At 70.7% G+C, this 26,993-nt stretch carries 26 protein-coding genes; 7 read left to right on the top strand and 19 right to left on the bottom strand.

Features of this window, described 5'->3' with window-relative positions:
• Positions 1 to 84: 84 nt before the first annotated feature.
• The gene (gene acnA / locus ABD987_RS14545; RefSeq protein ID WP_345392198.1) at positions 85 to 2,895 is read left to right on the top strand and encodes an aconitate hydratase AcnA; all 2,811 of its coding nucleotides are present in this window, start codon (positions 85 to 87) and stop codon (positions 2,893 to 2,895) included.
• 101 nt (positions 2,896 to 2,996) lie between these two features.
• Positions 2,997 to 3,794: an alpha/beta fold hydrolase gene (locus ABD987_RS14540; protein WP_345392195.1), complete on the top strand. Its 798-nt coding sequence runs from the start codon at positions 2,997 to 2,999 to the stop codon at positions 3,792 to 3,794.
• 9 nt (positions 3,795 to 3,803) lie between these two features.
• On the opposite strand, the gene ABD987_RS14535 is transcribed toward ABD987_RS14540, so the two are convergent.
• The 19 genes from ABD987_RS14535 to ABD987_RS14445 form a co-directional block, all read right to left on the bottom strand.
• On the bottom strand, positions 3,804 to 4,514 hold the full coding sequence (locus tag ABD987_RS14535; protein WP_345393378.1) for an MgtC/SapB family protein: 711 nt from the start codon (positions 4,512 to 4,514) through the stop codon (positions 3,804 to 3,806).
• A 239-nt stretch (positions 4,515 to 4,753) separates the two neighbouring features.
• Positions 4,754 to 5,374 (bottom strand): GNAT family N-acetyltransferase, encoded by a 621-nt coding sequence (locus ABD987_RS14530; RefSeq protein ID WP_345392192.1) that lies wholly within the window; start codon positions 5,372 to 5,374, stop codon positions 4,754 to 4,756.
• Positions 5,371 to 5,622 carry a DUF3703 domain-containing protein gene (locus ABD987_RS14525; protein WP_345392189.1) on the bottom strand — a complete coding sequence of 84 codons (252 nt, stop codon included), beginning with the start codon at positions 5,620 to 5,622 and terminating at the stop codon, positions 5,371 to 5,373. Before ABD987_RS14525 ends, ABD987_RS14530 begins: the two co-directional genes overlap by 4 nt.
• Positions 5,623 to 5,631: 9 nt before the next feature.
• Positions 5,632 to 6,228 (bottom strand): TetR/AcrR family transcriptional regulator, encoded by a 597-nt coding sequence (locus ABD987_RS14520; protein WP_345392186.1) that lies wholly within the window; start codon positions 6,226 to 6,228, stop codon positions 5,632 to 5,634.
• Between the two features lie 66 nt (positions 6,229 to 6,294).
• A complete protein-coding gene (locus tag ABD987_RS14515; protein ID WP_345392183.1) occupies positions 6,295 to 7,920 on the bottom strand; it encodes a phospholipase C in 1,626 nt (541 codons plus the stop codon).
• 14 nt (positions 7,921 to 7,934) lie between these two features.
• Positions 7,935 to 9,119 carry a Dyp-type peroxidase gene (locus ABD987_RS14510; protein WP_345392180.1) on the bottom strand — a complete coding sequence of 395 codons (1,185 nt, stop codon included), beginning with the start codon at positions 9,117 to 9,119 and terminating at the stop codon, positions 7,935 to 7,937.
• Complete coding sequence (locus ABD987_RS14505; RefSeq protein ID WP_345392177.1) at positions 9,116 to 10,321, bottom strand: EfeM/EfeO family lipoprotein; 1,206 nt, start codon at positions 10,319 to 10,321, stop codon at positions 9,116 to 9,118. Before ABD987_RS14505 ends, ABD987_RS14510 begins: the two co-directional genes overlap by 4 nt.
• 219 nt (positions 10,322 to 10,540) lie before the next feature.
• Positions 10,541 to 12,166 carry an alpha/beta hydrolase gene (locus tag ABD987_RS14500; RefSeq protein WP_345393375.1) on the bottom strand — a complete coding sequence of 542 codons (1,626 nt, stop codon included), beginning with the start codon at positions 12,164 to 12,166 and terminating at the stop codon, positions 10,541 to 10,543.
• A 159-nt stretch (positions 12,167 to 12,325) separates the two neighbouring features.
• Positions 12,326 to 12,799, bottom strand: a complete 474-nt coding sequence (locus ABD987_RS14495; RefSeq protein ID WP_345392174.1) for a nitroreductase/quinone reductase family protein — start codon at positions 12,797 to 12,799, stop codon at positions 12,326 to 12,328.
• Positions 12,792 to 13,769 (bottom strand): L-histidine N(alpha)-methyltransferase, encoded by a 978-nt coding sequence (egtD, locus tag ABD987_RS14490; RefSeq protein WP_345392171.1) that lies wholly within the window; start codon positions 13,767 to 13,769, stop codon positions 12,792 to 12,794. Before egtD ends, ABD987_RS14495 begins: the two co-directional genes overlap by 8 nt.
• On the bottom strand, positions 13,766 to 14,527 hold the full coding sequence (gene egtC, locus ABD987_RS14485) for an ergothioneine biosynthesis protein EgtC (RefSeq protein WP_345392168.1): 762 nt from the start codon (positions 14,525 to 14,527) through the stop codon (positions 13,766 to 13,768). The genes egtD and egtC overlap by 4 nt, the downstream gene beginning before the upstream one ends.
• A 6-nt stretch (positions 14,528 to 14,533) precedes the next feature.
• Complete coding sequence (gene egtB, locus ABD987_RS14480) at positions 14,534 to 15,886, bottom strand: ergothioneine biosynthesis protein EgtB (protein WP_345392165.1); 1,353 nt, start codon at positions 15,884 to 15,886, stop codon at positions 14,534 to 14,536.
• 55 nt (positions 15,887 to 15,941) lie between these two features.
• Positions 15,942 to 17,216, bottom strand: coding sequence for a glutamate-cysteine ligase family protein (locus ABD987_RS14475; protein ID WP_345392162.1), 1,275 nt, complete (start codon positions 17,214 to 17,216; stop codon positions 15,942 to 15,944).
• Between the two features lie 86 nt (positions 17,217 to 17,302).
• On the bottom strand, positions 17,303 to 18,253 hold the full coding sequence (gene pip, locus ABD987_RS14470; protein WP_345392159.1) for a prolyl aminopeptidase: 951 nt from the start codon (positions 18,251 to 18,253) through the stop codon (positions 17,303 to 17,305).
• A gap of 103 nt (positions 18,254 to 18,356) precedes the next feature.
• On the bottom strand, positions 18,357 to 18,854 hold the full coding sequence (locus tag ABD987_RS14465; RefSeq protein ID WP_345392156.1) for a GNAT family N-acetyltransferase: 498 nt from the start codon (positions 18,852 to 18,854) through the stop codon (positions 18,357 to 18,359).
• Positions 18,855 to 18,910: 56 nt separating this feature from the next.
• On the bottom strand, positions 18,911 to 19,642 hold the full coding sequence (locus ABD987_RS14460; protein ID WP_345393372.1) for an ESX secretion-associated protein EspG: 732 nt from the start codon (positions 19,640 to 19,642) through the stop codon (positions 18,911 to 18,913).
• Positions 19,643 to 19,667: 25 nt separating this feature from the next.
• Positions 19,668 to 20,963, bottom strand: coding sequence for a WXG100 family type VII secretion target (locus ABD987_RS14455; RefSeq protein WP_345392153.1), 1,296 nt, complete (start codon positions 20,961 to 20,963; stop codon positions 19,668 to 19,670).
• 1 nt (position 20,964) lies between these two features.
• On the bottom strand, positions 20,965 to 21,609 hold the full coding sequence (locus ABD987_RS14450; RefSeq protein WP_345392150.1) for a DUF3558 domain-containing protein: 645 nt from the start codon (positions 21,607 to 21,609) through the stop codon (positions 20,965 to 20,967).
• Positions 21,606 to 22,010 carry a hypothetical protein gene (locus ABD987_RS14445; RefSeq protein ID WP_345392147.1) on the bottom strand — a complete coding sequence of 135 codons (405 nt, stop codon included), beginning with the start codon at positions 22,008 to 22,010 and terminating at the stop codon, positions 21,606 to 21,608. Before ABD987_RS14445 ends, ABD987_RS14450 begins: the two co-directional genes overlap by 4 nt.
• 230 nt (positions 22,011 to 22,240) lie before the next feature.
• Between ABD987_RS14445 and ABD987_RS14440 the strand changes: the two genes are divergently transcribed.
• The 5 genes from ABD987_RS14440 to ABD987_RS14420 all read left to right on the top strand — a co-directional run bounded on the left by ABD987_RS14440 (position 22,241) and on the right by ABD987_RS14420 (position 26,949).
• Positions 22,241 to 22,837 carry a TetR/AcrR family transcriptional regulator gene (locus tag ABD987_RS14440; protein ID WP_345392144.1) on the top strand — a complete coding sequence of 199 codons (597 nt, stop codon included), beginning with the start codon at positions 22,241 to 22,243 and terminating at the stop codon, positions 22,835 to 22,837.
• A gap of 39 nt (positions 22,838 to 22,876) precedes the next feature.
• Positions 22,877 to 23,458 carry a TIGR03086 family metal-binding protein gene (locus ABD987_RS14435; protein ID WP_425551081.1) on the top strand — a complete coding sequence of 194 codons (582 nt, stop codon included), beginning with the start codon at positions 22,877 to 22,879 and terminating at the stop codon, positions 23,456 to 23,458.
• A gap of 220 nt (positions 23,459 to 23,678) precedes the next feature.
• Positions 23,679 to 25,037, top strand: coding sequence for a hemolysin family protein (locus ABD987_RS14430; protein WP_345392138.1), 1,359 nt, complete (start codon positions 23,679 to 23,681; stop codon positions 25,035 to 25,037).
• Positions 25,034 to 26,077, top strand: coding sequence for a hemolysin family protein (locus ABD987_RS14425; RefSeq protein WP_345392135.1), 1,044 nt, complete (start codon positions 25,034 to 25,036; stop codon positions 26,075 to 26,077). Before ABD987_RS14430 ends, ABD987_RS14425 begins: the two co-directional genes overlap by 4 nt.
• A complete protein-coding gene (locus ABD987_RS14420; RefSeq protein ID WP_345392132.1) occupies positions 26,074 to 26,949 on the top strand; it encodes a 3-methyladenine DNA glycosylase in 876 nt (291 codons plus the stop codon). The genes ABD987_RS14425 and ABD987_RS14420 overlap by 4 nt, the downstream gene beginning before the upstream one ends.
• The last annotated feature ends 44 nt before the right edge of the window (positions 26,950 to 26,993 follow it).

The raw sequence follows: 26,993 nt of genomic DNA, 5'->3' as shown, positions 1-26,993 counted from the left end.
CCGCCCCGACGGCCCGGACAACAACACCGAACTGACCCGGGACGGACGTCGTAACGGCGCGAGTCCATGCCACTGGAGTTAGACGTGACTGCACCTGCCAGCAAGGACAGCTTCGGCGCCAAAGACACGCTGAAGGTCGGCGACGCCTCGTACGAGGTGTTCCGCCTGAACAAGGTCGAGGGCTCGCAGCGCCTGCCCTACAGCCTGAAGATCCTGCTCGAGAACCTGCTGCGCACCGAGGACGGCGCGAACATCACCGCCGACCACATCCGCGCGCTCGGCGACTGGGACCCCAGCGCCGACCCCTCGATCGAGATCCAGTTCACGCCCGCGCGCGTGATCATGCAGGACTTCACCGGCGTGCCCTGCGTCGTCGACCTCGCCACCATGCGCGAGGCGGTCACCGACCTCGGCGGCGACCCGGACAAGGTCAACCCCCTGGCCCCCGCCGAGCTGGTCATCGACCACTCGGTCATCATCGACGTGTTCGGCCGGGCCGACGCCTTCGAGCGCAACGTCGAGATCGAGTACGAGCGCAACCGCGAGCGCTACCAGTTCCTGCGCTGGGGCCAGGGCGCCTTCGACGAGTTCAAGGTCGTCCCGCCGGGCACCGGCATCGTGCACCAGGTCAACATCGAGCACCTCGCCCGCACCGTGATGTCCCGCGGCGGCCAGGCCTACCCCGACTCCTGCGTCGGCACCGACTCGCACACCACCATGGTCAACGGCCTCGGCGTGCTGGGCTGGGGCGTCGGCGGCATCGAGGCCGAGGCGGCCATGCTGGGCCAGCCGGTGTCGATGCTCATCCCGCGCGTCGTCGGCTTCAAGCTGACCGGCGAGATCCCGGCAGGCGTCACCGCCACCGACGTCGTGCTCACGATCACCGAGATGCTGCGCCGCCACGGCGTGGTCGGCAAGTTCGTCGAGTTCTACGGCGAGAGCGTCGCGCAGGTGCCGCTGGCCAACCGCGCCACCATCGGCAACATGAGCCCCGAATTCGGCTCCACCGCGGCGATCTTCCCGATCGACGAGGAGACCGTCCGGTACCTGAAGCTGACCGGCCGCTCCGCCGAGCAGGTCGCGCTCGTCGAGGCGTACGCCAAGGAGCAGGGCCTCTGGCACGACCCGGCGCACGAGCCCTCCTACTCCGAGTACCTCGAGCTCGACCTGTCCACTGTGGTCCCCTCGATCGCCGGCCCGAAGCGCCCGCAGGACCGCATCGAGCTGTCCGACGCGAAGTCTTCGTTCCGCAAGTCGATCCACGACTACGTGGACGGCGAGCAGGAGACCCCGCACACCAAGGTCGACGAAGCCGTCGAGGAGTCGTTCCCGGCCTCCGACCCGGCCGCCCTGTCGTTCAAGGACGAGGACGCCGTCGACATCCAGTCGGCCGCCAACGGCGGCAGCGGCCGCCCGAGCAAGCCGGTCAAGGTCAGCTCGGCCGACCGCGGCGAGTTCGTCCTCGACCACGGCGCCGTCGTGATCGCCTCGATCACCTCGTGCACCAACACCTCGAACCCGTCGGTCATGCTCGGCGCCGCGCTGCTCGCCCGCAACGCCGTCGAGAAGGGCCTCGCGGTCAAGCCGTGGGTCAAGACCTCGATGGCGCCCGGCTCGCAGGTCGTCACCGACTACTACACCAAGGCCAACCTGTGGCCGTACCTGGAGAAGCTGGGCTATCACCTGGTCGGCTACGGCTGCACCACCTGCATCGGCAACTCCGGCCCGCTCTCGGACGAGATCTCGGCCGCGATCCAGGAGAACGACCTCACCGCGGTTTCGGTGCTCTCGGGCAACCGGAACTTCGAGGGCCGGATCAACCCGGACGTCAAGATGAACTACCTGGCGTCGCCGCCGCTGGTCATCGCCTACGCGCTCGCCGGGACGATGGACTTCGACTTCGCCACCCAGCCGCTGGGCACCGACACCGACGGCAACGACGTGTTCCTGAAGGACATCTGGCCGTCGGCGCAGGAGATCCAGGAGACCATCGACTACGCGATCACGCAGGAGATGTTCACCAAGGACTACGCGGACGTCTTCGACGGCGGCGAGCGCTGGAAGTCGCTGCCCACCCCCGAGGGCAGGACCTTCGAGTGGGACGCGCAGTCCACCTACGTCCGCAAGCCCCCGTACTTCGAGGGCATGACCGCGGAGCCGGCCCCGGTCACCGACATCTCCGGCGCGCGCGTGCTGGCGAAGCTCGGCGACTCGGTCACCACCGACCACATCTCCCCCGCCGGCGCGATCAAGCCGGGCACCCCGGCCGCGCAGTACCTGGTGGAGCACGGCATCGAGCGCAAGGACTTCAACTCCTACGGGTCCCGGCGCGGGAACCACGAGGTGATGATCCGCGGCACCTTCGCCAACATCCGGCTGCGCAACCAGCTGCTGGACGACGTGCAGGGCGGCTACACCCGCGACTTCACGCAGGAGGGCGCGCCGCAGGCGTTCATCTACGACGCGGCGCAGAACTACGCGGCGGCCGGAACGCCGCTGGTCGTGCTGGGCGGCAAGGAGTACGGCTCCGGGTCCTCGCGTGACTGGGCGGCCAAGGGCACCTCGCTGCTGGGCGTCCGCGCGGTCATCACCGAGTCGTTCGAGCGGATCCACCGCTCCAACCTCATCGGCATGGGCGTCATCCCGCTGCAGTTCCCGCAGGGCGAGTCGGCCGCGTCGCTGAAGCTCGACGGCACGGAGACCTTCGACATCTCCGGCATCACGAAGCTGAACGAGGGCGAGACCCCGCGCACCGTGCACGTCACCGCCACGAAGGCCGACGGCACCAAGGTGGAGTTCGACGCGGACGTCCGCATCGACACCCCGGGTGAGGCGGACTACTACCGCAACGGCGGCATCCTGCAGTACGTGCTGCGCAAGATGACCCGCTCCTGACCTTTCGGGCAGGACCGAAGGCCCCCTTTCCCGGCCGGGTAAGGGGGCCTTCGGCGTACTCGGCCCGTTACTGTCGAGAGCATCGTCGGCAAGGGGGTTCGGTGAGCACGATCGAGATCTGCAACGGTTTCCTGAGCTACGAAGTCCAAGGCGACGGGCATCCGGTGGTGTTCCTGCACGCCGGTGGCCTGGCGAGCGGCCAATGGGACGCGGAGTTCGCCCGCTTTTCCGCCCGCCACAAGGTGATCCGGTACGACGCGCGCGGCCACGGCGACTCCTCGGACGCGGTGCCCGCCCAGCCGTACACGCACGCCTACGACCTGCGCGAGCTGCTCGACGCGCTGGAGATCGTCCGCGCGACGCTGGTCGGTTGTTCGCTCGGCAGCCGGACCGCGATCGACTTCGCGCTGACCCACCCCGAGCGGGTCGAGGCGCTGGTGCTCACCTCGCCGGGGATCAGCGGGATGACCCAGCACGACCCGTTCACGCTGGCACTGGCGGAAAAGATCAAGGCGGCGATCCGTGAGGGCGCGGGCGAACTGGTCGTGGAGTACCTGCTCCAGATGCTGGTCGACGGCCCGCACCGGAAGCCCGAACAGGTCGATCCCGCCGTCCGCGCCCGCTGCCGCGACCTGTTCGTCGCCACCGGGACGAAGCATCCGGGCACCCAGCCGGTCTCCTACGAGCTGAACGCGATCCCGCGCGTACACGAAATCACCGCGCCCACGCTGGTCGTATCCGGCGAGCTGGACACCCTGGACATTCTCGGCGTGGCGGACCACCTGGCCCACCACGCCGTGAACGCGCGTAAGGCCGTCGTACCCGAAGCCGCACACATGCTCAACCTCGATCAGCCGGAGCGGTTCGCCGAGTTGCTCGCCGATTTCCTCGACCGGTGACCGCCCGGCTCAGGCCGCGACGAGGACCTCCCAGCGGACGCTGCTGACCGACGGCTCCAGTGACAGCCGGGACACCGCGGACTCCATCTGCGCGTCGTCGCGCTGATCGCCGACCAGCTCGGCCCGCACCTCGACGGCGCGGTCCTCGGGCCGGTCCGTGCTGAGCACCGAAAGCAGCCGGAAGTCCGTACGGGTCAAGGCCTGCACGAGCAGTGCGCGGACGTGTGCCTCGGTGTCGTCCCGGGTGACGGCCTGGAACGCGTAGCGCGCCGGGGTCTCGTCGCCGGTCTCCGGGCGGCGGTCGACCGCACGGCCGAGCGCGCGCAGCAGGACGTTCACCGCGACCACCACCGCGGTCCCCGCCGCCGCGACGCCGTGGAGGCCGGCGCCGGCGAGCGCGCCGACCGCCGCCGAGCACCACAGTGTCGCCGCCGTGTTGAGCCCGCGGACGTTCAGCCCGTCCCGCAGGATGACGCCCGCGCCGAGAAACCCGATCCCGGACACGATCTGCGCGGCGACCCGGGTCGGGTCGGCGTCCCCGCTGGTGGACAGCCCGCCGAAGCCGTGCGCGGACAACAGCACGAACAACGTGGCGCCGACCGCGACGAGGGCGTTCGTGCGCAGCCCCGCCATCCGGGCGCGGTACTGCCGCTCGAACCCGATGACCGCGCCGAGTCCGACACCGGTGCCGACCCTGAGCAGCATTTCGAAGGTGTTCATCATGATTCCGGCTCTTTTCCGGCGTGCGTACACAAGGCCAGACAGGGAGAAGAGACCGGGAAACCCGGGTGCGGTCAGCGCGCGTGCGGTGCCGAGGTGAGGGCGCCCGTGGTCCGTCCGGTCGTCTCGGGACTGTCTTCCGGCATGTGCCGCTCACCTCGCTTCCGTGCTCGTTCGGTGGTGAAACCCCGGCCACTGTACCGGCACGGCCGTACCACGACGGTGACGCGTGGCGACGATCACGTCGCGCTCGCGGTCGGCTCCCGCCACATCGTCCGCGAGCTCAGTGCCTCGTCCACGACGATCTCGCCGTGCGCCTCGAAACCGAACCGCGCGTAGTAGGACAGATGGGACGGCTTGCATTCGAGGTAGGCGGGCATTCCCTCGCGATCGCAGCGGGCCAGGCCCGCGCGCAGCAGCGCCGAGCCCACCCCGTTCCCCTGCCGCTCCGGATCCGCGCCGAGATGGAACAGGTACCAATGTGGACGGTCCGGCCGGGCCTCGTCGAACTTCTCCCCCAGCTTCCCGAGCCTCGGCAACCCACGCCCACACGCGCGCAGCAGCCCTGGCAACGCTCGCATCGTCCTCAATGGACCGGGGTGCACCGCACCGGGGCGGTCCCACACGGCCGCGCCCACGACCGTGCCCGCCACGGTCGCGACCTCCGTCGTCCTCGTGCCCGCGTGCAGGTGCCGGACGAACGTGCCGAGCAGCGGCGCGAGTTTGCGGGCACGCACACCGGGATCGGGAAAAACCCAGTGGTACACGGGTTCGACCTGGAACGCCCGGCCGAGAACCTCGATGGCCTGTCTCCGGTCGGCTCCTTGCGCGGCGCGGACGACGAGCCCCGAGCCGGTCAAGACCGCACTCCTCGCGGCTTGCGGTCGAACAGGTACGCGCCCGCCATCAGCACCAGCTGTACCGCGGCCCGGTCGATCCGGCCCGAGCGCAGCGACGTCCGCAGCAGGCCGCGGTGCGCGGCGAGGTGCAGGGCCAGCTCGTCGTGCCCGAGTTCGTGCGCGCGCCCGAAGTGCCGGTAGGCCGAGCGCCAGTCCTTGCGCGCCAACGCTTCCCGTCCGGCTTCCAGTTCGGCCGAATATGTCTCCATCTTCTCCCCCTACAACCCTTGGACGAGCAGATCGAACGCCTCGTCGATCAGCTCGCCGAGTGACCGCTCGCCGTGGCGAGCCTGGTTTTCCGCCGCCTGCAGCGCCGCGAACGACGCGCCCACGAGCATCCCGGGATACAGGTCCCGGGCAGGATCGGTGCCGCGCCGCGCGGCGATCTCGGCGCTCAGCGCGGCGATGGTCGCGTCGACCTCGCCGAACCGCATCCGCGAAAACAGCTCGGGATGTCGCGCGTACAGCTCTTGCAGCAGCTCCCATTCCGCGGCCAGATGCGCGAAGTCCGCCGCCACGGCCATCGCCTGGACGACCACGCGCATCGACTCCGCCGGCGGCTCGTCCGCGGGGCGGGCCCGCAGCTCGGCGAGGATCTCCTCCCGCGTCCACTGGTGCGGCTCGATCGAGAACGCGTCGTCCTTGGCACGGAAGTAGTTGAAGAAGGTCCGCGGCGAGATGTCGGCGGCCGTGCTGATCATCTCCACGGTGACGGCGTCCGGCCCGTGTTCGAGCGCGAGCCGGACGGCGACCGCCCGGATCGCCGTCCGCTTCGCCACTCTGCGGCGCTCGAGCCGCTCTTCGGACCCTCCCATGAAGTGCACTCTATGCAGTTTTTGCAGAGACTGCAAGTCCTGCACAGAGTGCACTCAGAGGTTCGCTCAGCCCGTGACGGCCCCGCCGGCCGGATCGAGTTTCACCGGTTTCGCCTTCGGCGCCGAGAAGTCGAACATGCCCTCGAGCGACCCCGCCTGTTCGTCGAACGAGGCGTCCCCGATCCGGCCGACCGACCAGTTGTCCTCGATGAACTTCAGCACCGATGTCTGGTCCGTCAACGTGTGGTCGACGTGGTTCACCTTGCTGTAGGGCGAGATCACCAGCAGCGGCAGCCGCGGCCCGTAACCGCAGCGGTCGGCGTAGCCGCCGAGCTTGACCGGTTGCGAGGTGCAGATCGGCGAGTCCTCGGCCGGATCGTTCGAACCGTTCACGATCTTCGAGGCGACGTGGTCGTACCAGCCGTCCGAGTCGTCGTAGGCGAGCACGATCGCGGTCGAGGACCACTGGGGCGACTGCTGGATCTTGTTCACCTGGGCCGCCACGAACGCCTGCTCGTCGAGCGGGTCCGAGTAGCCGGCGTGCCCGTCCTGATAGGCCGGTGCCTTGAGGAAGCTCACCGACGGCAGGTTGCCCGCGGCCAGCGCGGCGTCGAAGTCGCTGGTGTCGTACTGGTGGTTGGCCTGGTCGGTGGCGCCGATCGCGGCGACCGAACTGGGCGGCAGGTGCTTCGGGTTCGCCGTGGACTTGTAGTACTGGAACGGCTCGTGATGCGGGCTGTAGTCCACAACGGACTGCCCGCCGACGTTCTTGTGCTTCGCGTCGCAGGCCGCGTAGTCGCCGTTCTTCCCGGTCGGTTTGAACCCGCCCTGGAACCAGCCCCACGAGAGCTTCTTCGCGTTGAGCAGGTCCCCGATGTTGCGGCCCTGCATCGCGGCGAGGTTGTCCTTGGCGGTGTGGTTCTTGTTCGAGCAGTCGTCGAACGCCGGGTCCGGGTCCTCGATCATCGTGCCGAGGCCGCTCGCGTTCGGCGACGCCGCCGTCTTCCGGTCGGTCTTCGGCGCGCCGGTGACCGGGTCGACCGGCTGGGTGCCATGGGTCTGTCCCGAGATCAGGTTCACCGCGCCGGGGCTGGACGGGCCGAACACCGTGTTGAACGAGTTGTCGTTCAGCGCGTAGTGCTGGGCGTAGTTCCACATGCCGGTGACGGTGTTGCCGTCGTAGTAGTCCATCACCAGGCCGGGCTCGCCGAACAGCACCGGCTGCCCGGTGCACTTGTCCTTTTCGGTGTTCTCGACGAACTTGTCCATCTTGCCGCCGTTGAACGCGGCCTGTTCCTTGTTGTAGTCGTGGTCCTGGTCGCAGGTCATCGCCTGGGCGGGCGAAAGCCGCTTCGGGTTGTACGCGTTCGGGTTGTGTGCCAGCAGGTCCGGGGTGAGCCCGTTGACCTGTGGCGTGCCCGGCGCGGGGGTGAACCGGGTGCCGTCGGTGTTCGCCGCGTTCGGGTAGGTCCCGAAGTAGTGGTCGAACGAGATGTTCTCGCCGAAGATCACCACGACGTGCTTGATCGGGGTCGCGGTCGCCGCCGCCTCGGCGCTCACCGCCTGGCCCGGCGCGGGCTTCGGCCCGCTCGAAGAACTCTGGTCGCCACCCGAACAAGCCCCCGCGGCCAGTGCCACGGCGGCCGCCAGCGCACCCGCCGCGAGCACGCGCCCGCCTGCCCTTGGTTTCACGGTTTTTCCCTTTCCTATGCGAGCAGCGCTCGTCCGTAGTGATCGTCCGGGCCGGTCACGCCCGGAAGCGCGAAGAAGTACCCGCCACCGAACGGCGAGATGTAGTCGACCAGCGGCTCACCGGCGAGCCGCTTCTGCACGGCCTCGAACTGCTGCTCGAGATCGCGCTGGTAGCAGGTGAAGACGAGCCCCATGTCGAGGTTCCCGTTGGCGTCCACGCCCCGGTCGTAGTTCACCGAGCGGCGCAGGACGCGGCTCGCGTCGGTGTCCGCGGAGCGCGGATTCGCGAGCCGGATGTGACTGGTCAGCGGGATGACCGTGCCGACGGGATCCTCGGCGAAGCGCGGGGTGTCGGTCTCGGTGACCCCGTCCAGCGGCGCGCCGGTGTCCCGGCGGCGGCCGATCATGTTCTCCTGCTCCGAAAGCGACACCCGGTCCCAGAACTCGACGAGCATCCGGATCAGCCGGATCACCTGATAGGTGCCGCCGCCGGTCCACCCGGGCTCCCCCGCCCCGGGAGTCCACACGAGACCGTCCAGTTCGGACGAAGCCGGGTTGGCGATCCCGTCCTTGAACCCCAGCAGGTTCCGCGGCGTGCCGTCCGGGCGCGACGGGGAGCTGAACCCGTCGATCTTCCAGCGGAGCTGCATCCCGCCCCGTGTCGCCCTCGCGATGTCCCGCAGGGCGTGCAGCACCGTGTCACTGTCCTCGGCGGACAACGTGAGGCTCAGGTCCCCGTGGCACCACGCCGCGTCCAGCGCGTCGTCCGGGAAGGTCGGCATCGCCTTCAGTTTCACCGGTTTCCGGTCCGCGAGGCCGTACCTGTCGTCGAACAGCGACGCGCCGACGCCGACGATCGTGGCGAGCCTGCCGCCGGGGATCTCCGGCCCGAGCACGCCGGAGTCGGACGGCGGACCGGTGATGCCGAGCGCCGCCGGGGCGCCGCCGGTGGTCAGGAACCGCGCACGCGCGGTCAGCGCGCGCAGCAGGTCGGTCAGCTCGGCCCGGTCCCGCGCGATGACGTCGAAGGAGGCCACGACGCTGCGCCGGGCGGGCTGGGCCAGGATCGCCGCCTGCCTCGGCCCGTGGAAGGGCACCCCGCCCTCGGCGTGCGCGCTCGCGGTCAGGCCGGTCGCCAGCCCGGCCCCGGCGCCCGCCGCGACGGCGCCCCGCAGAAAACTCCGTCGCCGCAGGTTCACCGGATCCTCCTCGGCTCGGCGATCGCCGCGACGGGGGCGAGCAGCTCGGTCAGCTGGCCCACCTCGCCGTTGACCCGCTGCCGCAGCGCGGGGTCCAGCCGCGGCAGCGGGGTCCACGAGCCGTCCTGGCGCCGTGCCGACTCGAGTGTCCTTTTCGTCCTGTCCAGCCAGCTGTCCACAGTGGAAAGACCGGGGAACCGGGTGACCAGCAGCGGGCGCAGCACGTCCAGCACCGCCTTCGTCCCGTCCACATTGGCCGCCGCGGTGGCCAGCGAGGTCCCGCTGCCGAAGTCGGCGCGGCCGGTGAGCTCGAACTGCAGGGTGTTCTCCATGATTTCGTGGGCCCGCAGGCCGAGGTCGTTCTGGGCGATCTGCGCCTCGCCGAACCCGTCGCGCAACGCCGTGACGTCCTCGGCCAGCCGGTCGGCGACCGCGGTCAGCGCGGGCATCGGTTCCCCGTGCCAGAGTCCCTTTTCCAGCCGGTGGAACCCGGTGAACCCCGGATCGGCCGCCCCGCCGGGCAGCCCGGTCGCGACGCCGTTGATCGCCTTGTCGGAATCGCCGAACGCGTTGTAGGCCGCGCCCAGCCGCTCATAGGTCAGATGCGCGGTCAGCCAGGCCGCCTCGCTCCCGGCCCGGTCTCCACTGTGGACGGCGCTCTTCAGCGCGGTCACGTCGGCGACGAGCCTGCCGAGGCCGTCACGCACGTAACCGTGATACGCCCGGACCGGGCCCAGCAGGTCCGCGTCGGTCACCGGGACGACGGCCGGGCCGGGACGCGCGGCGCCCCCGGTCACCCGCACGGTCGGCCCGACGAAGGCCGAACTCCCGTCCGGCACGCAGCGGAACGCGTAGCCGCCGTCACCGAGGTTGACCGGCAGCGCTCGAGTCGTGCCGGGGCCCAGCCCGTCGATCTCGCCGAACACGGTGCCGGTGGCGGGATCGATGAGCTCCACCTCGGTGCTCGCCGCACCGCTGTTGTGCACCTGCAACGTCTGCGGGCCCGGCCTCGGCGCCGTCCAGCCAGCGCCACAGGTCGAGCGAGTCACCTCGATCGCCGTCTCCGCCGCGGCGGGCGGAGTCCACTCCCCCGGCCGGCTCACGACGACGAGGATGCCGCCCACCGCGAGCACCACCACCAGCGCGCCCGCCCACCGGGCACGCACCGAACGCAGCACGCGTTCTCCCCTCTCGTGAACCATTCGCGCACACCTTCACGCACGGTGCGCGCCACTGGCAAGCCGAGTTCCCGCAATGCGTCGAACGCGTCGGTTAGTCCGGTTCGGCGGCCACCGGGACGTCAGCGGCGAGACCCGAAAAGTTCACCCGGAAGGGGACGGAGACAAAAGCGGGAAGGACGCCTTCGGTGTGTCGGGGACACCGAAGACGTCCTTCCCGGGGACGGCCACGAGCGGGGCAGGTCAGCCCTTCGCCGTGGCGGCCGTCTGGAACGGCTGGGTGTTCGGCTGGAACACCTGACCGGCCGCGGGCACCTTGAGATCGGTCAGGTAGTCGGCGGTGGCCTTGTCCACGCCGAGCGACTTGCCGAGAATGCAGTGCCCGAACGCGTCGACCGACAGCAGCCGCGCGTTGCCGAGCTCGTCCGCCATCCGCTTCGCGAACAGGTACTGCGTCGCGGGGTCGTAGTAGTTACCGACCACCAGCACCGGGTTCTCCGTCTGGGCCTTCCACGGGCCGCGGTAGACGTCCGGCTTCTTGGCGGGCCACACCGGGCACGCCGCGACGTCGGAGAAGATCTGGGAACGGCCGAACGTCGGCGACTCCCGCTCCCACTGCGCGGCCAGACCCGGCACCCGGTCCTGCTTGATGGTGATCTTCTTGTCGGAGCAGTTCACGCCGAAGTACGAGTCGTCCGCGGTGTACGGGCTGTCCGGGGCGAGGTCGGCCAGGCCGTTCTTGCCGGGGACCAGCACGTTCAGCTTGACCGTCCGCGCCGACTGGGTCTGCGCGGCCGCCGCCGGCGGGTGGATCACGTCGTAGAGGCCCTGAAGTTCCTCGGCCAGCGCCGGGAATCCGGCGGGCCGGTACAGGGCGCCGGAGACACCGCCGGTGAACGTGCTGATGTCCATCGTCTGGCCGCCGGGCACCTTGATCGGCTGCTCGCGCAGGTATTCACGCAGCTCGTCGAACTTCGCCCTCGGGGTGCCGGAGCTGAACGCGCACTTCGGACCGGCCTGCTGGCACCGGGTCAGGAACGCGTCGAGCGAGATCTCGAACCCGCGGGCCCGTTCCCGGTCGTACTGCACGCCGTCGGTCGTGCGCAGCAGCGGATCGACGTTGCCGTCGATCACGATCGCCCGGCTCTGCTTCGGGAACATCGCCGAGTACGTCGAGCCGATCAGCGTGCCGTAGGAGAAACCGACGTAGGTCAGCTTCTGGTCGCCGACCGCCGCGCGCAGCTTGTCGAGGTCGCGCACGACGTCCTTGGTGGACATGTGGTTGAGCAGCGCGCCCGCGTTGTTCTTGCAGAACTGGCCGAGGTCACGGAAGGAGCCCAGCGTGCCGGAGATCTCCGCGCGGCTCAGCGGCACGCCGATCTGCGCGCTGTTCACCTCCTGCGCGTCCTCCTGGGTGGTGAAGCAGCGCAGCGGGTTGCTCTGGCCGACCCCGCGCGGGTCGAAGCCGATCAGGTCGAAACGGTCGACGACCTGCGGCTGGAAGTACCCGGTGCCGCTGATCGGCATCCGCAGGCCCGAGCCACCGGGACCGCCGGGGTTGAGGAACAGCGACCCGATCCGTTTGTCCGGGGTGCGCGCGGCGCGCTTCAGCAGCGCGATGTCGATCGTGCCCAGCGACGCGTCGTCGTGGTCGATCGGGACGCGATAGCGCGCGCAGCTGTAGAACTTCGCCTGGTCTGCGGGCACCCCGCGTAACGTTTCGGCCGAGCAGGTGCCCCACTCGACCGGTTTCGTGGCACCCACCTGCGCCGCGAGCGTTTCCCCCGCCGGCGCCGCGGTCGCGGTACCGGTCATCCCGGTCAGCGCCGCACCGGCCACGAGCGCCCCCACCAGTGCGATCGAACGCACCCGGCCCTTCGCGGAACTCCGCAAGACATCTCCTCCCACTTCAGGTCACGCTGGCGCCGCGCGTGCGGCGCCACCACGCGATACTGGGTGAGACTGGCACAAAACGCCGAATCCCGTCACCGTCCGAAAGGATGGTGTGTGTCTATCGACCCGAACGGGTCAACACGACCGCGTCAATACGAAAATGGGTAACGGGCGACCGGCCGCGAGTCGCTCCATTTCGTATCCGGGCCAGAACCGCAGCAGCTCGCGCCACATCCGGGCGTATTCCTCGCCCTCGAGTTCCTTCGCCGAGACCGCGACCGCCTTCCCGGCGATCGCGATCTCGGCGTCCGGGCAGGACCGCAGGTTCAGGGTCCACGCCGGATCGTTCGGGCGACCCCAGTTCGACCCGGTGAGCACGAACCGGTCGCCGTCGGGGTAGTAGAGCAGGTTGGTGCTGCGTGGCAGCCCGCTCCTGCGCCCGGTCGTGGTCAGGCGCAGCGAGGGCAGCCCGGCCATCGCCACCAGGCTGACCCGGCCGCCGAACGCCCGGTGCAGCTTCTTGTCGGCCCAGATGATCCCGCCCGCGAGCCGCATCAACCAGGGTTTCGTGCCGAGCGCACGGGCGAGCTTCGCGAGAGGATTAGCCACGTACGGATCTTGCCAGGCTCACCCCGAACCGTTGCTGTGAGTCCGTCCACCACCGCTCGAGGCCGAACCCGGCGGCGCCCAGCTCGGCCTCGACCCCGCCGGGCCGGAACTTGGCCGAGACCTCGGTGCGGATGTGCTCGCCCTCGGCGAACTCGACGGTCAGCCCGGCACCCGGGATCTCGACGGTCTGCCGCAGGCGTGCCCGCAGCCGCATCTCGACCCACTCGTTCGCCGCGTCCCAGTGCGCGACGTGCTCGAAGGCGTCCGGGTCGAAGTCCGCGCCGAGCCGGGTGTTGATCACCCGCAGCACGTTCCGGTTGAACGCGGCGGTGACCCCGGCCGAGTCGTCGTAGGCGCGTTCCAGCATTCCCACGTCCTTCACCAGGTCCGTGCCGAGCAGGAGCCACTCCCCCTCCTCCAGCACCTCCCGCACCGAACGCAGGAACGCGGCGCGCTCGGCGGGCAGGAAGTTCCCGATCGTGCCGCCGAGGAACGCCACCACCCTCGGCTGCCCGCCGGGCAGCCGGTCCAGGTGCTGGGTGAAGTCGCCGACCACCCCGCGGACCTCGAGCTTCGGGTAGTCCGCGGAGATCGCGGCCGTGGCCTCGGCCAGCGCGGATTCCGACACGTCCAGCGGTACGAACTCCTCCAGCGTGCCGTGCCCGGTCAACGCGTCCAGCAGCAGCCGCGTCTTCTCGCTCGACCCCGAGCCGAGCTCGACCAGGGTGTGCGCCCCGGTGATCCGGGCGACGTCGGCGGCCCGTGCGGCGAGCACCTCCCGCTCGCTGCGGGTCGGGTAGTACTCCGGCAGCGCGGTGATCCGCTCGAACAGCGCACTGCCCTCGGCGTCGTAGAACCACTTGGGCGGCAACCACTTCCGCTCGGCCGTCAGCCCGCTCCGGACGTCATCGACGAGTTCGTCGGTGACGTCGGCATGAGCACGGTGATTGTCCAGATCCACGTCGGTCATCGGGGGTCACTCCGTTCCGGGATGAGGGGGACGAGTTCGAGGCCGGCACGGGTGATGCGCACGGCGTGCCGATCGGGCACCGCCGTCCACGCCGGGTCCGGATCGCACGGCTCCGACGCGAGGAGCACGCCGTCGCCGGTCCGCAGCGTCGACAGCGAATGCGTCCAGGCCGTGCCGATCAGGACCTCCCCGTCGGTGAGCAGGAAGTTCAGTCGTGAGCCGGGCGCGGCGGCCTCGACGGAGGCCACCAGCCCGGTCACCGCGCCCAGTGGGTCCTCCCCGGCGTCCAGCCGCGCGCGGAGCAGGGCCCACAGCACCGCCGAGTCGGTCGGTGCCTCCAGCGTGAGCAGTTCGGTGATCGGCAGCTGTTTCGCGGGCCCGGCCAGGGAATCCGGCCAGCCCCGCACGACGCCGTTGTGACTGAACAGCCACCGGCCGTCGGTGAACGGCGCGGCCGCCGCCTCGGTGACCGGCATGCCCGTGGTGCCGTTGCGCACCGCGGCCAGGAACGCCGGTGCGCGCACCGAGGCGGCCAGCGCGGGCAGCGTCCCGTCCGTCCACAGTGGCCCGGCGCGGCGGTACCGCAGCGGTTCGGGCCCGCCGGGGTACCAGCCGAGGCCGAAGCCGTCCGCGTTCACCGAGCCCCCGCCCCGCATGTCGGCCGGGGCGTAGGACTGTACGAGCAGCGAATGCGGCGCGTCGAACAGCGCCTCGGCGGGCGACCGCGGCACGCCGAGGTATGCGAGGTGTCGGCACATGTCCGGCTAGGCCACCTCGCCCGGCAGGGGATCACGGGCGCAGCGGAACCCGCTGAAGATCTGCCGGCGGATCGGGTAGTCCCAGTTCCGGAAGGTGCCGCGCACCGCCGCCGCGTCGGTCCCGAACGAACCGCCGCGCAGCACCTTGTACTCCGGTCCGAAGAAGACCTCCGAATACTCGCGATACGGGAACGCGGCGAACCCGGGGTATCCGTGGAAGTCGGTGCTCGTCCACTCCCACACATCACCGATCAGCTGGCGCACGCCCAGTGGCGAGGCACCGGCCGGATAGGCGCCCGCCTCGGCCGGACGCAGGTGCCGCTGGCCGAGATTGGCGTGCTCGGCCGTCGGATCCTCGTCGCCCCACGGGTACCGGCGGGAACGCCCGGACGCCGGGTCGAAGCGGGCGGCCTTCTCCCATTCGGCCTCCGTGGGCAACCGCTTGCCCGCCCAGGCCGCGTACGCCTCGGCCTCGTGGAAGGAGACGTGCACGACCGGCTCGGCGGCGGGCACCCTCTCGTGGACACCGAACCGGGTCCGCCACCACCCGTCCTGGGCCCGTTTCCAGAACCGCGGCGCGGTGATGCCGTGCTCCGTCCGGTACCGCCACCCCGCCGGGCTCCACCAGCGTTCCTCGGCGTAGCCGCCGGATTCCAGGAACTCCACGTAGGCACCGCAGGTGACCGGCGTGGTGTCGAGGAAGAACGCGTCCACCACGACCTCGTGCGCCGGGCGTTCGTTGTCCAGTGCCCACGGTTCCGCCGTGGTACCCATGACGAACGGGCCACCGGGAACCAGCACCTCGGCCGGGTACCCGCCCGCGGGCGCCCGCGGCGGCTCCGGCGCGCTCAGCACCGGGTCGCCCGTGCGCAGCTGATGGGTCGCCAGCATGGTCTCGTCGTGCTGCTGCTCGTGCTGGGTGATCATGCCGAAGGCGAAGGCGCTGTCGGTGATCCGCCTGCCCTCCAGCGGCACCTTTTCCAGCACGTCGAACGCCTTATCCCGGACCTCACGGACATAACGCCGCGCTTCGGCGGGGCTCAGCAGCGGCAGCTCCGGCCGGTCGGCCCTGGCGTGCTGGAAGGCGTCGTAGATGTCGTCGATGTCCGGGCGCAGCGCCTCCCGGCCGCCGACGTCGCGGACCAGCCACAACTCCTCCTGGCTGCCGATGTGCGCGAGGTCCCAGACCAGCGGCGACATCAGCTTCGAGTGCTGGCGGACCAGATCCTCGTCGTCGACCGCGTCGGTCAGCGCGACGCTGCGCGCCCGCGCCCTCGTCAGCGCCTCCGCCGCGTGGGCACGCAGATCCTGCGGGCTCAGCTCCCGCAACGGGTTGTACTCCGGAACGGGCGCGCTCATGCGATCGCCTCGCTCCGCGAGACCGTGCTGAATCCCTTGTGGCACATGACACCGCTCATGACCGCTGACTCCTCGCTCCGTCCACGCGTGCGAGCACGCTTTCGCTGATCTCCGTGATGGTGTGCGCGGGCAGTCCGGTGACACCGAGCTCGGCACAACCGAGCTCCACCACCGCGCGCGCGACGGCCGCGATGTCCGCGTCGGCCAGCCCGGCCCGCGCCGCGTCCGTCCAGCGCCCCTCGACCGGGGCACAGAGCTCCCGCACCTTGTCCACTGTGGACGGACGGGTGAGCAGGGCGGTGACGAGCGCGACCGGGTGCAGCCAGGCCTCCGGTGGCTGCGCGTCGAGATAGCGCAGCTCCAGGTAGCCCTGCGGGCGCACCGGCGTGAACATCGTGGTGAGGTGGTAGTCCAGATCCGCCACCGTCGGCCTGCGCAGCACGGCGGCCGCGCCCCTGCCCTCGATCCAGTCGCCGAAGGTGAGCCCCTCCGGGGCGTCCCACGGCCGGTTTTCCCTGGGCAGCACCATCAACGGCGTGTCCATCATGCGTTCCGCCCACGCCGCGGCGGGATCGGGGCCCACCACGGCGGACCGGGTACGCACCGGCTCGGTCTCCAGCACGGCGAGCCAGCGCGCCGACGCGTGCCCGGTCTCCCGGCCCGCGTGCACCCGGGAGTTGGCGAACGCGGCCAGCAACGGCGGGCCCATCGCGTGCGCGGCGGCCCATCGGGCGGGGAAACCCGAGGTCTCCCCGGCGTCGACGCAGATCTGCAGCCCGGCGGTGCTGCACATCATCGTGATCCCGCCCGTGCCCATCGGGGCGAACCGGCGTTCCATCGCCGCGTACCGCGGAGTGCTGAGAACGCGCCGGGGAGGGCGGTGTGCGTCGATACCCGATTCGCCCAGTTCCAGATCCTGGCGGGCGAGCAGGGAACGCAGATGGCGAAGATCGGCCGAGACGACCGCGTCGAGCTCACGCAGTCCGGCCTGGGGAAGTGTGGAGATCTCCACCTGGCACCCGGGTTCGAGGCTCACTGGCGAACCACCCGGGAGGGGGGAGGCGGGGCTGTCGGGGCGCAGGGTCCGCGGGGTGTGCGGGCCGAGCGCCGTGGCCAGGGCATCGGGGTCGAGCGGGCGGGCCGGGTCACCGCGATGGTGCACGGTGAACTCCAGCTCCACGCCCACGAGTTTCGGTGGCCCGTGCTTGAAGCACACGGAGGCCACGTACGCCTCACCCGCCGCTCGATCGGAAAGGACCTTCGCGGTCAGGTTCGACGCGCTCCCGGACTTCTCCGGGTCATCGTGCACCGTGTTCGAGCGCGCTGTCATATCCGCCGTCCAGTCTGGGAGCCCGCTCTTCGGGCCCCCTCGACTTCGGACGCTACACGCGGGGTCCGACAAAAACAGCGTCGTTCTCAGCTACCCGCGAACCGATCGGTCGCGCCGACGAGCAGTTCCCGGATGTCCGCGGTCGAGGCCGTGTGCCCGGCGCCGCCCACCATCACGAGCTCGCTGCCCGGCCAGGCGTGGTTCAGCTCCCACGGGGTTCCGGCCAGGTTCCCCAGGTCCAGCACGCCCTGGACCAGCACGGCGGGCACGGCGGCGAGCTTGCCCGCGTCGCGGAGCACCGCGTTGTCTTCGAGCCAGGAACCGTGGCTGAAGTAGTACGTCACCAATCGCGCGAACGCCAACCGGTACCCCGGATCGTCGAATCGGGCATCGGGTGGCACATCAGGCAGAACGGCGTCCTCCCACGCGCACCACCGCCGCGCCGCCTCGTGGTGCACCGCCGGATCCGGATCCATCAGGAGCCGGTGGTAGGCCGCGGAAAGATCGCCGTCCCGCTCGTGCTCGGGTACCCCGTCGCGGAATTCGGCGAAGGCCGAGGGGAACATCGGGCCGAGGCCGCGGATCAGGAGGTCCACCTCGCATTGGCGCCCGGCGGCCAGTGCCGTCAGCACCATCTCGCTCACCCGGTCCGGATGCCGCTCGGCGTAGACGAGCCCGAGCACCGAACCCCACGACCCGCCGAAGAGGAGCCACCTGTCCACGCCGAGATGAGCCCGCAGCAGCTCCATGTCCCGCAGGAGGTGGTCGGTCGTGTTCACCGACAGGTCGGCGTCCGGCTCGCTCGCGTGCGGCGTGCTGCGCCCACAGCCACGCTGGTCGAACAGCACGATGCGATAACGCGCCGGGTCGAAGAACCGCCGGAGGCCGGGGAAGCACCCCGAGCCGGGACCTCCGTGCACCACCACCGCCGGCTTGCCCGCCGGGTTCCCGCAGACCTCCCAGTACACCGAATGTCCGTCGCCGACGTCGAGCATCCCGTGCTCGTACGGCTCGATCTCGGGATAGAGCCCAGCCACCCCTGTTCCTTCCACCAAGAGGACAACGCCGTCATGGTAGTGCGAACGAACTCGCCCACCACCGGGTTTTCTGGCGCGAGGAGACCGCCCGCCGCCGAAGCGCTCAGCCGAGGTCCTTGACCAGGAACCGGGCCGGGTCGGCGACCTCGTGCCGGGAGCCGTCGGCGTCCACATAGGAATATCGGTCGAGGTAGCGGCAGCCGGTCTCCCGGTAGCCGAGCCGGAGGTAGAGCGCGGCGGCGCGTGGGTTGTCGTCGTCGACGCCGAGGCCCAGCCTGCGATGTCCGCGGTCCCGCGCGCGGGCCTCGGCGGCGGCCAGCAACGCGCTCCCGATTCCCCGCGAGCGCCGGTCCGCCGCGACGTCGAGGCCGTTGACCTCCGGACAGCCGGGGTGGCTCGCCCGCACCTCGGCCGCGGCGCATCCGTTCCAGCGGATCTCGCCGACGCCCACCGGCCGCGCGCCGTCCCAGGCGACCAGGAAGGTGCTCGTGTGCTCGGCCTGCCGCCGGAACCGGGCCTCGTGGTACCGGTTCGCGCCGGGCGAGGGAAGGTGGGTTTCGAGCAGCGGCACGTCGTCGGCACGGCATTCCCGGATGTCCACGCCGCCCATCCTGGCAAGCGGAAGTGTGTCGTGCCGCCGGTTTTTCGCCGCCGCGCTCAGCCCGGCAGCGACCGGGCGAGTTCGTGCAGCTTTCCGGCCAGCTCATGCGGGCCCGCGGGCCCGATGTGGATCACGGCGTCGTCCCCCTCACCGACGGTGTGGCTGTAGTAGCGGCCCCAGTCCGTGTCCGCGTAGTGCAGCGGCTCCTCGGTGCAGGTGTACCGGCCGACCTCGTCCCGCTGCCCCGCGTAAAGCTCGCCACTGCCCGAGACAGGCCGCTGCACCAGCTTCACGACGTCCGCGATCGCGGGCTCCAGCGGGTACGCGTCCGGCCCGAGCCGGGCGGCCTCGTGCATGTCGGAAACCCTTACCGAGCGCGGATTCCCGCCGCCCGCACCGAGCGGCGGGAGTTGTTCGACGAGGGACTCGGCCAGTCGGCGCCGGTCGATCTCCTGGAGGCCGACCCATTCGCCGTCGGACACCGCGAGCACGGCCTGGAGCCCGCGGGTCGCGGCCAGCACGCCATAGGTCCGGTCGCCGTCGCCGACCCAGCCGTAACACTCCCGCGCCGGGTTCACCAGCAACGGCAGCCAGTCCAGGAAGTCGACGAGCGCGCGGCCGCGCGCGTCGACCAGCCCCGCCTCGGCCAGCGCCGCGTCGACACGCTTGTCGGCCTCAGCCCGCGCCTCGTCGGACAGCCAGCTCGGCTCCGGCCGCAGTGTCAGGTGCAGCCTGCCGATCTGTTCGCGCTCGGCCAGTGCCGCCAGCGCCTCGACCGGCACGTCCACCCGGCCCGTCGCCACCACTCGCCTCCTACTCGCCGATGACCGGCGGGCTCGTCTTCTGGTCGGTGCCGAACAACGCGTCCGGGTCCGGCTCGATCAGGAAGTCGGGACGCTGGTGTTCCTGGTCTTCCTCGCGTTCACCGCCACGTCCGTGCGCCCCCATCGGGCCCATCGGCCCGCTGCCCCGGCCACCGGCGGCCCTGGCCGCGGCGGCCTCCGAGGCCGCCGCGTTGCCGACCCCGCCGGCGCCGACACCGCGTCCGCCGCCCAGCCCTCGCGCGTTCTCGCCGACGCCACCACGTCCGTCACCGCCGAGCAGGCGGCTGCCCGCGTTGTTGCCGCCGCGCCCGCTCCCCGGTTCCTCCCCGCCGCGCCCGAAACCAGTGGGATTCGGTTCTCCGGCAGGGTTCCCGGTGTTGTACAGCCCGGTCACCACGGGCTCGGGACGTGCCGGGTCCCCCGAGGGCCGCCTGCCCGGCACGAACGGCGGCGGGGGCAGTACACCGGTCCGTCCCGGCCGGTTCCCCGTCGGCGTGGTCGTCTCGTCCCGGCCGCCGCCGGTACGCCCGGCGCCGCGCGTGTCTCCCGGCCCCCCGGTTCCGTCGGTGCCCCCTGGCCCGTCCGTGCCGGACGGCGTGGTCGGCCTGCCGCCGATCTGGTCCCCCGAGGTCCGCCCCGGCGTATGACCGCTCGACGTCGTCTGCTCGTTCGTGGTGTGCTGGGTGCGCTCGGTCGTCTTGCCGGGCAGCGGCCGCACGGTCCCCGGCGGGGTCGGCTCCTTCACCGAGATCGCGGCGCCGTCGGACTGCAGGACGCCGTAGTCGGTCGGGAGCGCGGACTTCGTGCTCGAGGTGAGGCTGCTGTACTGGTCCATCACGCGGACGTTGTTCTCGTTGGCCGCGTTGTACTTCTGCATGCCCTGCTGATACGACTTGACGTCGTTCATCGCCATCGACGGCCCGGCGATCGGGATGGCCGCCTTCAACCCGGTGGTCCAGGGATTCGGCTTGTCCGGCTTCGGCGGCACCTCCACCACCGCGTGCCCGGACGCGTCGAAGCTGCTCGCCTGGGTGTCCACCGACGCCTTCGTCACGTCCAGCGGCTCGGCGGTCTCCTGGAAGGCCTGTTCCAGCGGCCCCGCCCCCGCGCCCGCGGCGTCGGCCGCGTCTCCAGTCCACGCCTTCTTCATCCGGTCCTGCAACGCCTTGATGCTCTGCGCCCGTTCCATGTACGAACTGGACAGATCGGCCACGGCGTCCGCGGCGGCCCGGAGCCCCTTGGTGTCCCCTTTGGTGAAGTTCTCGTAGATCTCCTTGCCGTCCACCTCAGGCCCCCTTGAGTGTCTTGACGACCGCCGTGGCGGTCTGTTGTGCGACGCCGCACGAATCCTGTTCGCCCTTGTAACCCTGTGCGGCGACCGAAAAGACGAGGTCGTCGGCGATGCCGACGACGAGGCTGCAGTCCCCCGCGGCCCGGCGATCCTTCAAATCGGCGTATACCGCCGGATAGCCGTCGACGTCGGGAGCCGGGGCGATGAACCCCAGTTGCCCGCTCCGCTGAGCGGTGTACTGCCCGGCGATGCCCCCCATGCCGATATCCCGGTTGCCGGTCTCCAGGGTGACCTGGAGGCTCAGCCCCTCCGCGCCGACCATCCAGCCGCAGCCGGGTCCGGCCTTCCCCTCAGGCGAATCGTCGTGAGGCTGCACCTTGCCGGGGTTGGTGTAGCGCAACGATGACAGCAGCGACGACGGCACGGTCTTGCAGGGATCGGCCTCGTAGCTGGCCGCGCTGAGCGGCTGGGACACCTTCGGCGCCCTCGGATCCGCCGCACCGGCGGACGAAGGTTTTCCGTTGCCCGGCGCGGGCGTCGCCGTGCCCGGGGTCTGTGACGAGCAGGCCGCAAGACCGAGGCAGCACGACGCCGCGGCCATGCCCAGCGCCAGCCGGGTCGTCGAGGTCCGCACGATCACGTCGCCTGGGTGAGCGGGCCGGCGAGCGCCTGGTCGGTCTTCACGGTCTTGGCCTGCGCTTCCCTGAGCTTCTCGAGGTAGGCCTGGACGTACTTCTTCATCGAGTCGTTCTGCGCCTGCAGGGCAGCGATGGAGTCGCTCCCCGTCACCGCGTAGCTCCCGCTCGCAGAGTCCTGGCCAGGAGGCCGGAAGCCATGGGCGATGTTGCGGATCTTCATGCCGTCTTCGGTGATCTTGGCGAGCTGGTCCTCCCACAGCCCGATCACGGCCTTCAGCTCGGCGGGGTCCATTTCGAACTTCCCGCCCTTGCCGGAACCACCGCCCCCGTACACCTTGCCGTCCTGCGCGGCCCCGATGCCCCAGACGGCCTGAGCGGCCAGCCCGGCCTCACCGATGATCAACGCCCCCACCTTCCTCAGCGGCTCACCCATCGCGATGTCCGGAAACTGTCCGGAAACGATGTGCAAAGACTAACCACGTGGCCGACGCCGTGTCAGCAAGACGCCGGATGACACTCCGACGTGGGTGAGGGCCGGACGGTTCCCGCCGGACGCGGCCGGCGGACAGGACGGGTGTCACAAGACGTACGTACGGATTGCGATACCCGGGTCCGCGATGTCAGGATTTCAGGATGCCACGGGTAAGCCAGGATCACCTCGACGCACGACGGCGCCAGATCCTCGACGGTTCCCGTGTGTGTTTCGCACGGCACGGGTACGAGGGCGCCACGGTCCGGCGCCTGGAGGAGGCCACCGGGCTCTCCCGCGGCGCGATCTTCCACCACTTCCGCGACAAGGAGTCGCTGTTCCTCGCCCTCGCCGAGGACGACGCCGTGCGCATGGCCGACGTGGTCGCCGAACAGGGCCTCGTCCAGGTCATGCGCGAGCTGCTGGCCGGGGACAGCGAGCACCCGGCCGACTGGCTCGGCACCCGGCTGGAGGTGTCCCGGCGGCTGCGGACGGATCCGGAGTTCCGGGCCCGCTGGGCCGAGCGCTCCGAGCAGCTGACCACCGCGACCAGGGAGCGGCTCCAGCGCCAGCGGGACGCGGGCAACCTGCGCGACGACGTCGACGTCCAGGTGCTGACCGCGTTCCTCGAACTGGTGCTGGAGGGCCTCGTCTCCCACCTGGCGATGGGTCTGCCCGGCGACGACCTCGGCCCGGTGCTCGACCTGGTCGAGGAGACGGTGCGGCGGCACCGCGCCGGAACCGCCGGGCACCCCGGCTGACCTCACCTCCTCCGGTCGCCTCGTCCGGCGTCGTGTTCAATGGGGCCCGTGGATCTCCTCGACGCGCACGAGCGGGCCCGGCGGGTGTTCGACGACGCCGTCCACGCGGTCGGGCCCGGCGGACCGGCCTGGGACGCACCGACTCCCTGCGCCGCGTGGTCGGTCCGCGATCTGGTCAACCACCTGGTGAACGAGCAGCTGTGGGCGCCGCTCCTGCTCGATGGCGCCACCCTCGACGAGGTCGGCGACCGCTTCGACGGCGACGTGCTCGGGGACGACCCGGTCGGCGCGTGGGAGTCGTCCTCGGCCGCCGCCCGCGAAGCGTGGCTGCGGCCCGGGACGCCGCGCCGGACGGTGCACGTCTCCAGCGGTCTGATCCCGGCCGAGGAGTACGGCTGGCAGATGACGATCGACCTCGCGGTACACGGCTGGGACCTGGCCACCGCGCTCGGCCTGCCGAACCCCGTCCCGGCCCCGCTCGCGCAGCGGCTGCTCGACGTCGCGCGCCCGATGGTCGACGCGTGGCAGGGCCTCGGGATCTTCGACCCGCCGGTCCCGGTCGGGCGCGCCGCCGGCGCGCCGACCCGGCTGATCGCGCTGCTCGGCCGCGATCCGCGCTGACCGGGAGAGCGCCACCACGCGGCGCGCGCACCCGATCGGCGCCAAGGACGCGTTAAGATAGGGCCATCACCGCAGTACAACCCTCTTCAAGTATCGACACAGTATGGCTAGGAGTGACCACTTAGGTGCGCGAAGCACAGTCACCCGGTGACAGTACCGAGCCGGGTGACCGGCCCGGCTGTTCCATAGCGCCTTCCCCCGCCGTTCCGGCTGGTGCGGAATGATCCAGATCCTGCTCGCCGTTCTCGGCGTCCTCCTGTTCGTCCTGCTGACCATCGGCACCGGTCTCGCCGTGGCCGCGGAGTTCTCGCTGACCGCGCTCGAACGGAGCACGGTCGAGGCGAACGTCCGCCAGGTCGGCGACAAGCGCTCGCACATCGTGCAGAAGGCGCACCGCACGCTGTCCTTCCAGCTGTCCGGGGCCCAGGTCGCGATCACGCTGACCACGCTGATCACCGGGTACCTCGCCGAGCCGCTCATCGGCCAGCTGCTGGCGCCGCTGTTCCGCGCCTTCGGCCTGTCCGAGGGTGTCGCGGGCGGCCTTTCGCTCGCCGTCTCGCTGGTGCTCGCGACGTCGCTGTCGATGATCCTCGGCGAGATGGTCCCGAAGAACCTCGCGATCGCGCGCCCGCTGCAGACCGCCCGCGCGGTCGCCGGGTACCACTCGCGGTTCTCGTCGCTGTTCCGCTGGCTCATCACGTTGCTGAACAACAGCGCCAACTTCGTGGTGCGCAAGTTCGGCGTCGAGCCGCAGGAGGAACTGCGGTCCGCGCGCTCGCCGCAGGAGCTGGGCTCGATCGTGCGGTCCAGCGCCGAAAGCGGCACGCTCGACACCGCCACCGCGGAGCTGCTCGGCAAGTCGCTGCGCTTCGGTGAGCGGACCGCCGAGGAGCTGATGACCCCGCGAGTGCAGGCCGAGTCGCTGACCGTGGACGACACGATCACCGACCTCATCGAGATCTCCCGCCGCACCGGGTTCTCCCGTTTTCCGGTCTACACCGAGGATCTCGACGACGTACAGGGCGCGGTGCACGTCAAGCAGGCGTTCACCGTGCCCGCCGCCGAACGCGGCACGGTGCGGATCGGCGCGGTCATGCAGGACGTGCCGACGGTGCCGGAGTCGCTGTCCGGCGACGCGCTCCTGACGAAGCTCCGCGACTCCCGTTTCCAGCTCGCGATCGTGGTCGACGAGTACGGCGGCACGGCCGGGCTGGTCACGCTGGAGGACGTCGTCGAGGAGATCATCGGCGACGTCCGCGACGAACACGACGAGCGGGAAGCACCGGCCGCGCAGCGGCTGGGAACCGACAGCTGGATGGTGTCCGGGCAGCTGCGCGCGGACGAGGTCACCGACGTGACCGGGTTCCGCATGCCCGACGGCGACTACGAGACGATCGCCGGGCTCATCCTCGAACGGCTCGGCCGGATCCCGGCGCCGGGCGACACCGTCGAGGTCGACGGCTGGCGGCTCACCGTCACGACCATGGACCGTCATCGCATCGCCGAGGTCGAGGTGTGCCCGGCCGAAGACACCGCGCCCGCCGAAGCCGGAGCCGGTCAGGAGGCGATGGCGCGATGAGCGATTGGCTGAACATCGCCCTCGTGGTAGTCCTGTTGCTGGCCAACGCGTTCTTCGTCGGCGCCGAGTTCACCCTGATCTCGTCGCGACGCGACCGGCTGGAGGCCCTGCTCGACCAGGGCAAGACGCGGGCGCGGACGGTGATCAACGCCAGCCGCAACGTCTCGCAGATGCTCGCGGGCGCGCAGCTGGGGATCACGATCTGCTCGCTGCTGCTCGGCCGGCTCGGCGAGCCCGCCGTCGCGCACCGGCTGTCCGGGTTCTTCGACCTCATCGGCCTGCCGATGGCGCTGCTGCACCCGATCTCGTTCGCTCTCGCGCTGGCGTTCATCACCGTGCTGCACGTGATGATCGGCGAGATGGTGCCGAAGAACCTCGCCATCGCCGAACCGGAGCGGCTCGCGCTGTGGCTGGTGCCGGTGCACGTGGCGTGGGTGAAGGTCGCCAATCCGTTCATCTGGCTGCTGAACCACGTCTCCAACGCCCTGCTGCGGCTGGTGCGGGTCGAGCCGAAGGACGAGCTGGAGACCGCCTACACCTCCGACGAGCTGGCCGAGGTACTGAGCGAGTCCCGGCGGGAAGGCCTGCTGAAGCAGTCCGAGCACCAGCGGCTCTCACAGACGCTGTCGTCGGTACAGAAGACCGTCGCCGACGTCCTGGTGCCGACCGCGCGGCTCACCACGCTGCCCTGTGGTCCGACCCTCGGTGACGTGGAGCGCGCGGTGTCCTCGACCGGGTTCTCCCGGTTCCCGGTGTGCGCCGACGACGGCTCGCTCACCGGGTACATCCACGTCAAGGACGTGCTGGACCTGCTCGGCGACGACCCGTCGAGTGTGGTGCCCCCGGCCAAGACCCGGCAGCTCACCGAGCTGCGCGCCGACGCGCGGCTCGACGTGGCGCTCTCGGCGATGCGCGCGGAGGGCAGCCACCTCGCCCGCGCGCTCGACGCGAGTGGCGCCCCGGTGGGCGTCGTGGCGCTGGAGGACCTCGTCGAGGAATACGTGGGGACCGTCCGCGACGGCACCCACGTGGGCGTATGACGCGGGTGCTCCCGGAGGCGGACTGGCTGGCCCGGGAGCGTGACCACGTCGAACGTGTGCGGGCCTGGACGGTCCCGCACCAGGAGCGCCGCGCGCGTGGCGAGAAGCATCCGGTGCTGGACTTCCTGTTCAGCTACTACTCCTACCGCCCGACCCATCTCGAACGCTGGCAGCCGGGTCCCGGGGTGGTGCTCGCCGGGGCCCCGGCGCGGCGGTTCCTCGACCGCAAGGGTTATCTGGAAACCGCCGACGGCGTGTGTCTCGACCCGTCGGGGTTCACCGAGGGGAAGGCGCGGACCGCGAAGTTCGTCCGTCAGCTGCTCACCGCGACCGCCGGCCGCGCGCCCCGGCTGAGCTGTTTCGGCCTGCACGAGTGGGCGATGGTCTATCGCGAGCCCGCCGAGACGGTCCGGCACGCCCAGCTGCCCCTGCGCCTCGGCTCGGCGGGGACGGACACGGTCGTGGAGTCGCTCGACATCCGGTGCGGGCACTTCGACGCGTTCCGGTTCTTCACCGGGCCCGCGCGCCCCCGCAACGGGCTGACGCCCACGCGGGAGACCCAGGTCGACCTCGAACAGCCGGGCTGCCTGCACGCGAACATGGATCTGTTCAAATGGGCGTACAAACTGGACCCGTTCGTGGAAGCGGAACTGATCGCCGACTGTTTCGTGCTCGCCGCCGAGATCAGGGAACTGGACATGCGCGCCAGCCCGTACGACCTTTCCGGGTTCGGGTACTCGCCGGTGCGGATCGAGACCGCCGAGGGACGGGCCGAATACGCCCGTGCGCAGGCGGAATTCGCCCGGCGGGCGGCGCCGCTACGTATCCGCTTGATCGCGCACTGCGAGGAGTTGCTCGGTTCGTCAAGGTGAATTCTGTGCGCCGTAACAAACTGTGAGTCACATTATTCCCGCCT

The sequence above is a fragment of the Amycolatopsis samaneae genome, assembly GCF_039541975.1.
Taxonomy (GTDB): Bacteria; Actinomycetota; Actinomycetes; order Mycobacteriales; family Pseudonocardiaceae; genus Amycolatopsis; species Amycolatopsis samaneae.
Note: the sequence above shows the minus strand (reverse complement) of the source record. Positions and strands in the feature narration are given on the sequence as shown.